Origin of the sequence: Aliidiomarina maris (genome assembly GCF_003987335.1) — a bacterium.
Taxonomy (GTDB): domain Bacteria; phylum Pseudomonadota; class Gammaproteobacteria; order Enterobacterales; family Alteromonadaceae; genus Aliidiomarina; species Aliidiomarina maris.
The window spans coordinates 32,657-45,667 of record NZ_PIPK01000007.1 but is presented as its reverse complement, the minus strand read 5'-3'; the positions used below and the strand labels follow the sequence as shown (position 1 = coordinate 45,667).

The 13,011-nt window shown below is 51.0% G+C and carries 12 protein-coding genes; 2 read left to right on the top strand and 10 right to left on the bottom strand.

Features of this window, described 5'->3' with window-relative positions; all coding sequences use genetic code 11:
* From CWE07_RS08655 to fabB, 8 genes are all read right to left on the bottom strand, one after another.
* On the bottom strand, nucleotides 1–528 hold the full coding sequence (locus CWE07_RS08655) for an SPOR domain-containing protein (RefSeq protein ID WP_111569554.1): 528 nt from the start codon (nucleotides 526–528) through the stop codon (nucleotides 1–3).
* A 3-nt stretch (nucleotides 529–531) separates the two neighbouring features.
* Nucleotides 532–1,821 carry a bifunctional tetrahydrofolate synthase/dihydrofolate synthase gene (folC, locus tag CWE07_RS08650; RefSeq protein WP_111569555.1) on the bottom strand — a complete coding sequence of 430 codons (1,290 nt, stop codon included), beginning with the start codon at nucleotides 1,819–1,821 and terminating at the stop codon, nucleotides 532–534.
* Nucleotides 1,822–1,831: 10 nt separating this feature from the next.
* Nucleotides 1,832–2,710: an acetyl-CoA carboxylase, carboxyltransferase subunit beta gene (gene accD / locus CWE07_RS08645; RefSeq protein ID WP_111569556.1), complete on the bottom strand. Its 879-nt coding sequence runs from the start codon at nucleotides 2,708–2,710 to the stop codon at nucleotides 1,832–1,834.
* Between the two features lie 117 nt (nucleotides 2,711–2,827).
* On the bottom strand, nucleotides 2,828–3,607 hold the full coding sequence (truA, locus tag CWE07_RS08640) for a tRNA pseudouridine(38-40) synthase TruA (RefSeq protein WP_126818995.1): 780 nt from the start codon (nucleotides 3,605–3,607) through the stop codon (nucleotides 2,828–2,830).
* Between the two features lie 57 nt (nucleotides 3,608–3,664).
* A complete protein-coding gene (locus CWE07_RS08635) occupies nucleotides 3,665–5,821 on the bottom strand; it encodes a FimV/HubP family polar landmark protein (protein ID WP_126818994.1) in 2,157 nt (718 codons plus the stop codon).
* Nucleotides 5,822–5,963: 142 nt separating this feature from the next.
* Nucleotides 5,964–6,980 (bottom strand): aspartate-semialdehyde dehydrogenase, encoded by a 1,017-nt coding sequence (locus CWE07_RS08630; RefSeq protein ID WP_111569557.1) that lies wholly within the window; start codon nucleotides 6,978–6,980, stop codon nucleotides 5,964–5,966.
* 29 nt (nucleotides 6,981–7,009) lie between these two features.
* Entirely contained in the window at nucleotides 7,010–8,140 is a 1,131-nt protein-coding gene (locus tag CWE07_RS08625; protein ID WP_181452276.1) for a 4-phosphoerythronate dehydrogenase, read from the bottom strand.
* Nucleotides 8,141–8,269: 129 nt separating this feature from the next.
* Nucleotides 8,270–9,484, bottom strand: coding sequence for a beta-ketoacyl-ACP synthase I (gene fabB, locus CWE07_RS08620; RefSeq protein WP_111569559.1), 1,215 nt, complete (start codon nucleotides 9,482–9,484; stop codon nucleotides 8,270–8,272).
* A gap of 151 nt (nucleotides 9,485–9,635) precedes the next feature.
* Between fabB and mnmC the strand changes: the two genes are divergently transcribed.
* A complete protein-coding gene (gene mnmC / locus CWE07_RS08615) occupies nucleotides 9,636–11,537 on the top strand; it encodes a bifunctional tRNA (5-methylaminomethyl-2-thiouridine)(34)-methyltransferase MnmC2/FAD-dependent 5-carboxymethylaminomethyl-2-thiouridine(34) oxidoreductase MnmC1 (RefSeq protein ID WP_111569560.1) in 1,902 nt (633 codons plus the stop codon).
* Between the two features lie 8 nt (nucleotides 11,538–11,545).
* Here the strand turns inward: mnmC and CWE07_RS08610 are convergent, their stop codons facing one another.
* Nucleotides 11,546–11,845: a YfcL family protein gene (locus CWE07_RS08610; protein ID WP_111569561.1), complete on the bottom strand. Its 300-nt coding sequence runs from the start codon at nucleotides 11,843–11,845 to the stop codon at nucleotides 11,546–11,548.
* 181 nt (nucleotides 11,846–12,026) lie between these two features.
* Between CWE07_RS08610 and fldB the strand changes: the two genes are divergently transcribed.
* Nucleotides 12,027–12,566: a flavodoxin FldB gene (fldB, locus tag CWE07_RS08605; protein WP_111569562.1), complete on the top strand. Its 540-nt coding sequence runs from the start codon at nucleotides 12,027–12,029 to the stop codon at nucleotides 12,564–12,566.
* 22 nt (nucleotides 12,567–12,588) lie between these two features.
* Here the strand turns inward: fldB and CWE07_RS08600 are convergent, their stop codons facing one another.
* The gene (locus CWE07_RS08600) at nucleotides 12,589–13,011 is read right to left on the bottom strand and encodes an HIT domain-containing protein (RefSeq protein WP_111569563.1); all 423 of its coding nucleotides are present in this window, start codon (nucleotides 13,009–13,011) and stop codon (nucleotides 12,589–12,591) included.

The following is a 13,011-nucleotide window of genomic DNA, read 5'->3' as shown; positions in this document are numbered from 1 at the left end:
TTAATCCGAATTAGGTTGGTAAGGGACGAGCTGACCTTCTAGCCCAGTGAGTTGCAGTAATTCAGGAATTTGTGCTTGCAGTACATCGGCGTCTAAATCAGGGCCAACAAACAACACCCGCAGCTCGCCGTTTTGGCTTGGTTGGCTGCGACTGTACGCATTAAAGCCGTTATCGCGTAAAGTGCGCACTAAACGCTGCACGTTATCCGCATTTCTAAACGCACCGAGACGAATCACCCATGCCGGTGCGTCACTATCTGCTCCCAGTACAACACTGACAGGTTCAGGGGGCGCAACGAAGGTTTCTTCATTACTGCGATTCGGCTGCGCATTGTCAACGCGTTGGTCAAAATCAGCGGGAAACTGAGGATTGGTAGGCTGTACCGTCAGCTCGGGGCGAAGAGGAATCGTTTGCACGTCGTCGTCACGCGTGACCTTTTGCCCGTCTAATAAGTCGGGTAAAAAAATCACTGCTAAAGCGATAAGAATAGCGGTGCCGATAATCCGATTTTGCAGTGGACTTGCCAATGCCTAACCCTCCAGCTGTAAGATAGCCTGAATTGTCAAAAACGAGCCGAAGCATAGCACGATATCACCCGCTTCGGCATCCATTCGCGCAGTTTTAAATGCTTGTGCGATGTCTGGATACGCATAAACTGAAGCCTGCGCCAAGCTGGCTGGGCAGTCATCAGCTTGCTGGGCGCTATGTAAATGTTGCGCCAACTGAGTGCCAGCACTGCCGCGCGAGCCTGGTGTAGTGGCACAATACCAAGCATTCACTTGCTCGTGTAAGCATTTAAGCGTCGCACTGATGTCTTTGTCTTTGAGCATACCAACCACCGCACGAACACGCCGCTGTGGCCAGCGCTGCTGTAGTTGCGCAGCTAAGTATTGGGCAGCATGCGGATTGTGCGCTACATCTAAGAGCACCAGCGGCTGCTGACTTAGTACCTGCATTCGCCCTGGCAAACTGGCGGTTAATAAGCCGCTACGAACACTGGCTAAATCCGGCTGCTGCGGCAATGCACCCAAGGCTGCCAGCGCGGTCGCTGCATTCACCAGTGGCAAGTGCGGAAACGGTAAGTTCGATAGTTGCCAATCGCGGCTCTCGAACTGCCAGTCACCAGCATTGATTTTAAATGTATAGTCGCGATTTACACAGCGTAAATCAGCTTGCAGGCTGTGGGCATGAGCCAGTAAACGTTGCGGTGGTTCAGGGTCACCACAGATTGCTACTTTACCCGCTCGGTACACGCCCGCCTTTTCAAAGCCGATTTGCTCGCGGTCATTGCCTAAAAACTCGACGTGATCAATCCCAACGGAGGTGACAATACTGACATCAGGCTCAATGATATTGACTGCATCTAAACGCCCGCCCAAACCGATTTCAAGTACCGCATAGTCGAGTTGGTGTTGCGCCATCAACCAAAACGCAGCTAAGGTGCCAAATTCAAAATAGGTCAGCGAGGTGTCACCACGTGCTTGTTCTACCGCTTGAAATGCTAAGCAGTGTTCAGCATCGGTGAGCTCCTGCCCATTAATGCGCACGCGTTCTTTGTAATCGATGAAGTGAGGTGAGGAATAGCTGGCGACACGATGGCCACAGGCAAGCAGAATTTGCTCCATGTAACGCACCGTAGAGCCTTTGCCGTTCGTTCCCGCCACAGTTATCACTGTCTTTGCAGGCTTATCAGCACAAAGCGCATTAACCACTAGGTTAATGCGCTCAAGACTCATATCTATTTCTTTATGGTGCTGCTGCTCTAAATAGACCAACCAGTCCGCTAAACGCCAGTTGGCTTGTTGTAATGAATGACTCATTCACACCATATCAGTTTGATTCGCTGCTCTGGGGACTAACTGGAGCATCCAGACGCTGCATTTTGGCCAAAAGTGACGCTATTTTATCACGCATTTCACGGCGATCCACTATCATATCAATCGCACCATGCTCGAGTAAGAACTCGCTACGCTGGAAACCAGCTGGCAAAGTTTCTCGCACGGTTTGTTCAATCACTCGGGGACCAGCAAAACCTATCAGCGCTTTTGGCTCACCAATATTGATATCACCCAACATTGCCAAACTAGCAGACACACCACCCATGGTTGGGTCAGTTAGCACAGAGATATAAGGCAAACCCTTTTCGCTCATACGCGCTAAGGCAGCTGATGTTTTCGCCATTTGCATCAATGAGAACAACGCCTCTTGCATGCGCGCCCCACCCGATGCTGAAAAACAAACTAAAGGTAAGTTATGTGCTAGACAGATTTCCGCGGCTTTTACAAAGCGAGCACCGACCACTGAGGCCATCGACCCCCCCATAAAAGCAAACTCAAATGAGACGGCCACCACAGGCATGCCTTTGAGCTCACCACGCATCGCAATCAAGGCGTCTTTCTCACCCGTTGATTTTTGCGCCGCGCTGATCCGGTCTTTGTACTTTTTCGAGTCACGGAACTTCAATACGTCCTGCGGCTCAAGTTCTGCGCCTATCTCTTCGCCCGTGTTCGGATCCAGGAACGCATTCAGACGGTCACGAGCTGACAAGCGCATGTGATGCCCACATTTTGGACATACAGATAAATTACGCTCCAGATCGGCGCGATACAGGATAGCTTCGCAACCCGTGCATTTGCTCCAAACACCTTCTGGGATATTTCGGCGTTTACTCGCTTGTGGCTTAGCAAGAATTTTTTCGATCCAGCTCATATAATGCGTAACCTTAGATACTAAATTCAGCCGCAATTAAACCACACTGCGCGGCGATATTGCAGTAAAAAGTGGTCTTAGTAGTTTAGCTGCCCAGCGCCGGACTGTAAAAGTCGGTTACCAAAACACCGGGCCCCAATGCCAACGCGGTAACTGAAACCGCTCTGGGTAGGTCACATCCACCAAATACAATCCATTCGGCTTGGCGGTTGCAGCCGCCGCAGTACGGTCTTTACCGGCTAACAGCTCCGCTAACCATGAAGTTGGCTGCTCCCCTTGGCCTATAACAATCAGTGAGCCCACAATATTGCGCACCATATGGTGCAAAAACGCGTTGGCCATCACTTCGACCACGATATAACGACCGCGTCGAGTGACTTCGATAAATTGGATGTGCCTAAAGGGGGTGTTTGACTGGCAATGTGCCGCGCGAAATGCACTAAAGTCGTGCTCGCCCAGTAATGCCGGCGCCGCAGCTTGCATGCGTTCAACGTCAAGAGGATGATAAATATGGGTAACGCCAGATGCGAGTATCGCAGGTCGGGTTGGACTGTCATAAATGACATAGCGATAGCGTCTTGCTGTGGCACTAAAGCGTGCATCAAAGGTCTCGTCGACAACGTGGGACCAACGCACTGCAATATCGCTTGGCAGATTGCTGTTCACACCTAAAGTCCATGCGGGCTCTGCCCGTTGCGTGCTGGTGTCAAAATTCACCACTTGTCCTGTCGCGTGAACCCCGGCATCGGTGCGCCCTGCGCAGGTAACTTGAACTGGATGGTCAGCAATTTTGCTTAGCGCTTTTTCCAGCATGCCTTGTACCGTAGGCATCGACTGTTGGCGTTGCCAGCCGTAATAAGCTGCGCCATTGTATTCAATTCCAAGTGCTATGCGCATACCGCCCTGACCTCTTATATTCACAGGGCGGCTATTATACGCAATTGTCGAGCGCTGTTAACCGTCTATCCGGGCTAAAAGCTCTTCTGCTTCATTCAACAGCTCACCGTCCGCCTGGCGAATCACCGCTTCAATTGTCTCACGGGCTTCATCAAACTCTTCCATTTCCAGATACGCACGGGCTAAATCAAGTTGCGCTGCCAAATTATCTTCTTGGTCCGCACGTTTTGAATCTTGTGACTGAGGCTCATCATCTTCTTCTTCGGGCTCAGACTCTGCATCCCCTAAAATCTCATCGATGTCGATAAAGTCCTCGTCACTGGCCTCAGGGTCAGTATTGGTGTCACGACCTTCGGGCTCAGGTTCTGGCGCTGCTTCAGATTCCGGTTCCGATTCAGATTCAGCTTCATCTTCTGGTTCGGCTAATGGCTCTGGCTCTGGTTCAACCTGATTAAGCACCTCATCGGATTTCGCCAACAAGGCATCAATATCGTCCTCAGCGATGAGGTCATCCTCATCTTCAGAAAACTGCTCCATCATCTGGTCGAAATCAAAATCGTCTTCATCATCGTCAAAATCTAATGCGTCTTCGTCTGAGTCTTGTTCCTGCTGTGCAAGTTCCTGCTCTAGGTTATCAACGGCTTCATCGTCCGCTGCGAACATTTCACCAGGGCTTGGCTCCTCCGCTTGTGACTTTGCAGGCTGATTGTCTGGCTCATCCAGCTCCTCGCTAGCATCAAGATCATTCTCTTGCGTATTATCAGCCTTAGCCGCATCCGCAGCTGCTGACTCAGGGTCAGGCTCTGTTTCAAATTCAGCGTCTAGCTCAGGCTCCAACTCTGGTAATAAATCATCATCAGGATTCGCATCAGTATCCTCTTGTTTATCAACTTCATCGGTGTCCTCGTCATCAAAATCACCGGCAAACAAGGCATCAAGGTCCGATTGACTTAGTTCACTATCGTCATCCTGCTTACCAGGCGCCTCGGTTTGCGACTGCTCTGCCGATGAGTCCTCTGACTCCGTGTCAGCACTGTCCGCAGCTTGTGCGTCAAAATCAGCAGCCAACTCGTCGTCTAACGCATCAAACTCACTTAGGTCCATATTGTCCAAGTCATCGAGCTGAATGCTGTCATCATCATCTTCATCCGGCACTAACATTTCATCTTCTAGTGCAGACAAATCATCGCCATCATCGTCTAAGTCGTCGAAGTCAGCCATTGCGTCATCAAGTTCAAAATCATCTTGTTCGGCTTGAGTGCTGCCTGCAGCCAACGGAATGGGGGTGTCAGACACAGCCTGCGGCGCGTCTGTAGACGGAGTTATCGTGGCCGCTGAAGGTGAACCGCTGTCACGCTTACGCAATACCAAAGTGGCGATAGCTATCAATAACAACGCTGGTACGAAGGCCAATAGTAGTAATGCCAGCGGATTGCTCAAAATTCGACTTGCCAGCCCTTGGGATTCTTGAATATCTCGATTCGCTTGCTGGTCGATGCGCAGCGCCTGTTGGTCTTCCACCAGTTGGCGTATTTGCTGTTGGAACTCAGATTCAGCCACCATAGTGCGCTGAATCTCAGCCAGTGCTTCGGCGATAGCATCAATGCGTTGGCGCAGCTCATCATTGGCTGCAATCACAGTTTCGGTATTGTCGACTGAACGTGCCATACGGTCGCGCAGTTGCTCGATTTCTTCTGCATATTGTGAACGCACATCTTCAATAGCACGTTGCGCTTCGGTTCGGGTTTGGTCGAGTAATGCGACACGTTGGGTTTGTGTCTGCTGCGTGGCTTGCTGGTTTTGCTGTAATCTCTGGTTGCTTTGCTCTAAGCGCTCACCTAGCTCGATTTGGCGCCGTGCCGCTTCAGGATTGACCATTTGAATTTCCTGTAAACTCGGAATTCTTAAGGTAAAACCTGTTTCTAATGCATTAGGGTTATTATCTAAAAATGCCTGCGGGTTCGCCTGAACAATCGCCACCATCACTTGTGGTATGGTGACACTTGAGTGTGGTCGCACGCGATTAGCTATCCCCCATAGCGTATCCGCTTGCGTCACTGGGCCATAGGTTTCAGTGCCTAACCGCACATCTGTGCGCTCTGACCCGACGGGGCCTCGAATCAAGACAGGGTCGGCCTGCATCGCGTACACAGGAGCCCAAGCCAGCCACAATGACAGGAAGGAAAAAGTGATCAGCACAGCGCCACGTTTCATTGCTAGTCCCTATATATAATTTTTTTTAAAAACCCGATATGTGTTGCGTTCATGATCGAGTACATGTTGCCGTTATAGTGCTGGCTTACTATAAACCAGCTGTTATATGTATTCTATAACGGCACATGAGGGAAAAACTAAACTACCAATATTCGCGCAGCAGTAATTCGCCAATTTGCACACTATTCGTGGCAGCGCCTTTACGAATATTATCACCTACCACCCACATATTAATGCCATTTGGGTGCGAGATGTCGTTTCGAATACGGCCGACAAAAACATTATCTTTACCCGCAGAATGACTGACTTGAGTAGGGAAGTCCTCGCGCGCTTCCATTAGCGTCACGCCCGGAGCTGCGCGCAATAAATCCTTCACTTGGGTCGCGTCAATTGGCTGACGAGTTTCCACGTGAATCGCTTCCGCATGACCAAAGAATACCGGCACACGCACCGCAGTCGCGTTCACCCGAATATTCGGGTCGGCAAAAATTTTCTGCGTTTCCCACACCATTTTCATCTCTTCTTTGGTGTAATCATTGTCAAGAAACACATCGATTTGCGGAATACAATTAAACGCGATTTGGCGGCTAAATGACTCAACGGTCGGTTGCTTACCATTTAATAGTTCGGCGGTTTGCTTGGCCAGCTCTTCCATGGCTGAGGCGCCAGCACCAGACACCGATTGATAGGTCGCCACGTTAATCCGCTCAATACCCACGGTGTCATGTAGCGGCTTCAGCGCCACCAACATTTGAATGGTCGAGCAATTTGGGTTGGCAATGATGTTGCGCTGGCGAAAATCTGCCAACGCGCTGCCATTCACTTCCGGTACCACTAATGGAATATCCTGGTCGTAACGAAAGTGTGAGGTGTTATCAATCACCACACACCCTGCTTCCGCAGCAATCGGAGCATAGTGAGCACTAACACTGCCACCAGCTGAGAAAAACGCGATATCGACTTCGCTCCAATCAAACTCAGCCACGTCCAGCACGGTCAGGCTTTCACCACGGAAGTTCACCTCTTGTCCCGCTGAGCGCTCGCTTGCTAATGGCACTAAGCGATTAACTGGAAACTTGCGCTCTTCCAAGCACTCAATCATTTGCTTGCCGACTAATCCAGTGGCGCCTAATACTGCTACGTTAACTGACAATGACATGCTATTTCCTCAAGCTAAAAATACTAAAATTAAAAACTAAACCCTAACCCATGCAAACGTTTGCGCGCACCCTCGCCCACTTTATCATCGACTTGTAGCCATTGACTTGCCAATTCGAATCGAACCGGGTACTCGCGTCGCAAGGTGTCAAACCCCTCTGCGCTAAGCCCATGCTCGCGCATGGCGGTGTCATCCTGCCAAATTGGATAATTTTGCAACACCCACTGAGTTAGCATTTGCTGACTCGGCATCCGCGCGCACTGCCACTCAAAAGAGCGCGGCGCAGGCATTAAGTCTCCCCAATTGGGTGCTTGTTGATGCCAATCAAAATGCTGCCGACAGGCCGCATATAGTTGCTGCGTGCCTCGCACTTTACCATTTAAACTGTGTCCCGCAATATGGGGGGTGGCAATATCAACTAAGTCGATTAAACCGTCAACTAATTCTGGCTCTCCCTCCCACACATCAAGTACCAGTGTAAGCGGGTCTTGCTGCTGCCTCGCTAGCAACGCTTGATTATCGATCACCGCACCGCGGCTTGCATTAAGTAAGCATTGGTGACCCGCTAATTGCTCAAGCGCGTCGGTATCGAACAGGTGGTAAGTTGGGTGCTCGCCCTCGCGCGTGAGCGGCACGTGCAGGCTAATCACATCAGCGCTTAACACGCGCGACCAAGACATTGAGGTGAAGCCACTATCGGCCTCCGCTTTAGGTGGGTCATAATACTCGACCTTTAGACCAAGGGCCTCTAAGCGCCGCCCTGCGGCCTGACCGGTGTGCCCAGCGCCGATAATCGCTACCCGCTGCTGGGCAACTTTCCAGTCATGTTTTTGTGCCAATGCAAGCCAGGCCGTTAGTATATATTCCCCCACAGAATCCGCATTGGCACCTGGGCTGCTGGCGTACGCTATGTTGCGCGCATCTAATGCTTTTAAATCCATATGCTCAGTACCGATCGTTGCAGTGCCAACAAACTGTAAATTCGGCGACTGCTCAAGTAGCGCAGCATTGACTTTAGTAATTGAGCGCACCAACAGGACATCGGCAACAGCAAGTTGACGCGGCTCAGGTAAGCGCCCAGCAAAGCGCTCAATACGCCCATGACTGGCAAATACTTCGTCGGCAAAAGGAATATTATCAGCAATTAAGAAATTGAGCATATGACGTCCCTGAGACATTGCATATCGGGTGATACCCTTGGTGGGCAGAATTGGCTTAAGCATAGCAATAAAAAAGGCGACTCTCGTCGCCTTTTGATGCATTTATTCACGCGAACTTAGCTAGCAGGCTTACGCACTGAACTTTTTAAACACCAAGCTCGCATTCGTACCGCCAAAGCCAAAGCTGTTCGACATAACGACATTTAAACTTGCGTCTTTTGCGCTGGTAACAATTTGCATGCCCGCAGCTTCGTCGTCTAATTCATCGATATTAATTGAAGGTGCTACAAAGCCATGCTCCATCATTAGCAACGAGAAAATTGCTTCATGTACACCCGCTGCACCCAGTGAGTGGCCGGTCATCGCTTTCGTCGCGCTTAACATCGGCGTGCTGTCACCAAATACTTGGCGAATGGCTTCTAACTCTTTGACGTCACCCACTGGGGTACTGGTACCATGGGTGTTGACGTAATCTACAGGTTGTTCCAAATCGCGCATTGCCATATGCATGCAGCGCACTGCGCCTTCCCCTGACGGCGCTACCATGTCATAACCATCAGACGTGGCACCGTAACCAACGATCTCAGCATAAATTTTGGCACCACGCGCCAACGCCGTTTCCAGTTCTTCGATGACCAAAATACCGCCGCCACCAGCTGGCACGAAGCCGTCACGGTTCTTATCATAGGTTCGTGACGCTTTCTCAGGCGTATCATTGTACTTGGTGCTTAGCGCACCCATGGCATCGAATTCCATGCCCAAGGTCCAGTGCAGCTCTTCACCGCCACCGGCGAACACGCGATCTTGCTTACCTAATTGGATCAGCTCTAACGCATGCCCAATGCAGTGGGCACTGGTTGCGCATGCCGAGCTAATTGAGTAGTTGACGCCTTTGATTTTCTTCGGAGTCGCCAAACATGCAGACGTTGACGATGCCATACAACGCGGCACCATATATGGACCCACGCGCTTAACCCCACGCTCACGTAAGGTATCTGCTGCAGCTACTTGATGTTCACCTGACGCACCGCCAGAACCCACCACCAGGCCCGTGCGCTCGTTGGAAATTTCCTCATCGCTTAAGCCAGCATCGGCTAAGGCTTGCTCAAGCGCAATATAGGCATAGGCCGCAGCATCGCCCATAAAGCGAATGGCTTTACGGTCAATATGCTCTTTAACATCAAGTTTTACATCGCCCCAAACTTGGCAACGTAAGCCCATTTCAGCGAAACTTTCTGAGCGCGTAATGCCTGAACGCCCTGCGCGTAAAGACTCTAAAACTTCTTGTTGATTGTTACCGATGCTTGAAACAACTCCCAAGCCGGTGATGACTGCACGTCTCATTCGATTGTCCTATGTTCTGTTTTGCCGTTATCATAGCGCGTTCAGCGAAAAACGAAAACGCTCGCGCAAGTGGTCGGCTTAGCTGACGTAACGACTGGCTGACAGCCACCGCACTTGTTATCTATCGCTCTGACGTCAAGGGAGTTTATCGGTGGCTCAGCCTATTCAACCAGCACAAGTCCATTTTAACCACCTTGGAATGCCTATTTCAGGGCAGTTTGATGACATTTATTTTTCCAATCATGACGGTGCGGCTGAGAGTGAGTATGTGTTTATACAAGGTAATCGGCTACCCGAGCGCTGGCACCAATGGTCAGCTAATTATCCATTCGTGCTAGCAGAAACTGGTTTCGGCAGTGGCCTTAACATGCTTCTTGCAGCCGCCGCTTTTTTACACCATGCGCCCAGTGAGGCGCAGCTTCAATTGGTCAGCTTCGAACGTTATCCAATGGCCGCGCAAGCCATCGCACAGGCATTGCGGCACTGGCCCCAACTCGCATCACTCAGCGCTGCTTTGCTAGAACAATATCCACCCTGTATCGCTGGTGTGTATCGAATTTGGTTACATCCACGAATTAGCTTAGATTTGCATTTGGGCGACGTGCTGGACACCTTGCCTAGCTGGGTGAGCAGTTGCAATCAGAGAGTGCATGCCTGGTTTTTGGATGGTTTTGCACCCGGTAAAAACCCAGATATGTGGCAGCCAACGCTGTATCAAGCCATGGCCAAAAGCGCAGCGCCGAGTTGTACCTTAGCAACTTTCACCGCCGTTGGCGATGTGCGCCGAGGGCTGCAGCAGGCAGGCTTTGCAATGCGTAAACGCAAAGGCTACCGGCATAAGCGCGAGATGCTCGTAGGCCATAAATTATCACCACAAATGCCGAGTTTGAACGCGCATAGGCACCGCCCCATCCGAATTGCGATTATCGGCGGTGGTATCGCTGCAGCGACAATGGCACACAGCCTTACACTCAAAAACTCAAACTTAGACCTGCATATTTATTGTGCCGATGACCGCTTAGCTATGGGGGCATCAGGCAACCCGCAAGGCGCTGTGTATCCGCTATTGCAAGCCGATTACACCCCGACCAGCCAGTTTTATATGCAGGCCATGCACATCGCCAAACGCTACTACCAGCAATATTGCCCTGCCGATAGTTTCTTTAAGGGTATGCTGCAATTACCCTTTAGCCAGACCATAGCCACGCGCCAGCAAGCGTTATTACAACGCACCCCCTACCCCGTAGACATTGTAACGCCGGTCAATAGCCAACAGCATCCAGATCTCACAACCCTGGGTGCTCTAAGCGAAAGCGCGATGTTGTATTCGAATGCGGGTTGGGTCCGTCCTGCTGCTGTGGTGAATAAGCTCGTAGCACTAAGCGGCGCCAGCCTTCACTTCAATCACATAGTGAATCGCATTGAACGCAGTCAGCACGGATGGCGCTTACATAGCCAAAACGCGACGACCGTCGGGACTGACTGCAACGCGGATAGTTTCGATCATGTGGTATGGGCAACCGGTGCGGGGCTAGCCGTTCGCGGCGGCGAAAGCTTGACCATTCGCCCCGTTGGGGGGCAAGTGACTCAGGTTGCAACCACTGCGCAAAGCGAGAAACTCCACGCAGTAGTCTGCCACAAAGGTTATCTAACGCCCGCCGACAATGGCCAACACTGCTTAGGCGCAACCTTCACACCGCTCACCGCAGCACAAATAAATCAGTACATGGAAACAACGTGCGGCAGTCCATTGGAAGCCGACAACCAAGCCAACATGCAACTACATGCGAAGCATACACAACTACAGGTTGGCGCCGTTACCGCGCAGCGGCGTTCAGTCAGAGCGGCCACACCGGACCATTTACCCTTGATTGGTGCTCACCCTGCCCATTCGCACCCGGGAGTTTGGGTGTTTGCAGGCCTGGGTTCGCGGGGATTAACCAGCGCGCCTTGGGCGGCTGATTATTTAAGCGACCAAATATTAGGACGCGCTGTAGCCTGTGACGCACGTATTCAAAAAGCCACGGATAGCAGACGGCAACGTAACACCTAGTAGTGCGTTTATGCCAGACCAGCGCGACGGCGTAGAGTCAGATACAAATTCTGCACATGCACTTGATCCGCTGGGGCGAGCTCATGACTGGCCTGCTCAATCGCCGCTGCAAGTGCAGGCCACAACTTAGTCGCTTCAGTTTCACCCTGCATCATTAATTGTGCAGCGACTAAATCAAAGTGGCCCCGTAAGTAACCACTGGCAAACAGTTCATCGTCACTACCGTCAACAACGGCTTCATCAAAAACCGGCTCTAATTGGTCAACTAATTCACTCAGGCTAGTTTTTTGCGAAGTATTGTCAGTCATAAGCACCTTGCGCGTGTAGGTCAGTATATAGGTTAGCGAGCTGTCGGCAGTCGCTCATATGGGGGGCTGAGTATACGCGCCCTAACCCGCACTGTCATCTTCTGCCCGCGACGCGCAAAGTTTGGTACAATCGGCAATAACTTGAATATTTTACGATGCGACGCGAAGCCTAGGAGTATATATGAGTTTTAAAATCGGCTTATTTTACGGCTCAACCACCTGTTATACCGAAATTGCTGCGGAGAAAATTCGCGACATCATCGGCGACGACATCGTTGACATCTACAATATAAAAGACACGCCATTAAGCCAAGCCGAGCAATATGACACCCTCATCTTCGGCATTTCAACTTGGGATTTCGGTGAGTTGCAAGAAGATTGGGAAAATCACTGGGACGATATTGCACAGGTTGATCTGCGCGGCAAAACTATTGCGCTATTTGGCATGGGCGATCAAAACGGTTATGCCGAGTGGTTTCAAGACGCCCTAGGCATGTTGCATGATGCCATCAATGAGGCCAATCAACATACTGAGCAGCAGCCGACGCTAAAGCGCATCGGCTTCTGGCCTAATCAGGGCTATGACTTTATCGCTTCCAAAGGCCTAACGTCCGACCAAAGCGAGTTTGTTGGCTTAGCCTTGGATGAAGATTGCCAGTACGAGCTGTCCGATGAGCGTATTGCTCAGTGGGTTACCCAAGTGCTGACAGAGTTAGCCTGATCTAGAAGGCGAGATGCCAACCTCAAGCCTGGGTCGCGAACCAAGTTTTTACCTGCTCTACTCGAGTCGCTAATAATTCTGGCTCATAACCTTTGGTTGGGTAGCGGCCCCACACTGGGTGTGGCCATGCAATGTCGCCTTTATAACGCACCACGTGGTGGACATGCAGCTGACTGACTACATTGCCTAGCGCCGCAATATTTAGCTTATCGCCATTAAATAGCGCCATTAAAGCCAGGCTAAGTTGGCGCGACTCATGCCAAAACTGCGCCAGCTCGTCGCTGCTTAACTCAAACAACTCAGTCGTCCCTGTGCGGCGAGGCACCAGAATAAACCACGGGTACTGCGTATCATTCATCAGCAGCACGCGACTTAACGGTAAATCCAGCACAAACTCGCAATCATTGGCTAAGCGTGGATCCAGCTCAAAATTATCCTGTACCAT

What these genes read in the sequence shown, in the direction of transcription:
- CWE07_RS08630 (WP_111569557.1), bottom strand. Translation starts at nt 6,980, where the DNA reads ATGTCATTGTCAGTTAACGTAGCAGTATTAGGCGCCACTGGATTAGTC.
- accD (WP_111569556.1), bottom strand. Translation starts at nt 2,710, where the DNA reads ATGAGCTGGATCGAAAAAATTCTTGCTAAGCCACAAGCGAGTAAACGC.
- fldB (WP_111569562.1), top strand. Translation starts at nt 12,027, where the DNA reads ATGAGTTTTAAAATCGGCTTATTTTACGGCTCAACCACCTGTTATACC.
- fabB (WP_111569559.1), bottom strand. Translation starts at nt 9,484, where the DNA reads ATGAGACGTGCAGTCATCACCGGCTTGGGAGTTGTTTCAAGCATCGGT.
- truA (WP_126818995.1), bottom strand. Translation starts at nt 3,607, where the DNA reads ATGCGCATAGCACTTGGAATTGAATACAATGGCGCAGCTTATTACGGC.
- folC (WP_111569555.1), bottom strand. Translation starts at nt 1,821, where the DNA reads ATGAGTCATTCATTACAACAAGCCAACTGGCGTTTAGCGGACTGGTTG.
- CWE07_RS08635 (WP_126818994.1), bottom strand. Translation starts at nt 5,821, where the DNA reads ATGAAACGTGGCGCTGTGCTGATCACTTTTTCCTTCCTGTCATTGTGG.
- CWE07_RS08625 (WP_181452276.1), bottom strand. Translation starts at nt 8,140, where the DNA reads ATGCTCAATTTCTTAATTGCTGATAATATTCCTTTTGCCGACGAAGTA.
- CWE07_RS08600 (WP_111569563.1), bottom strand. Translation starts at nt 13,011, where the DNA reads ATGGTACAGGATAATTTTGAGCTGGATCCACGCTTAGCCAATGATTGC.
- CWE07_RS08610 (WP_111569561.1), bottom strand. Translation starts at nt 11,845, where the DNA reads ATGACTGACAATACTTCGCAAAAAACTAGCCTGAGTGAATTAGTTGAC.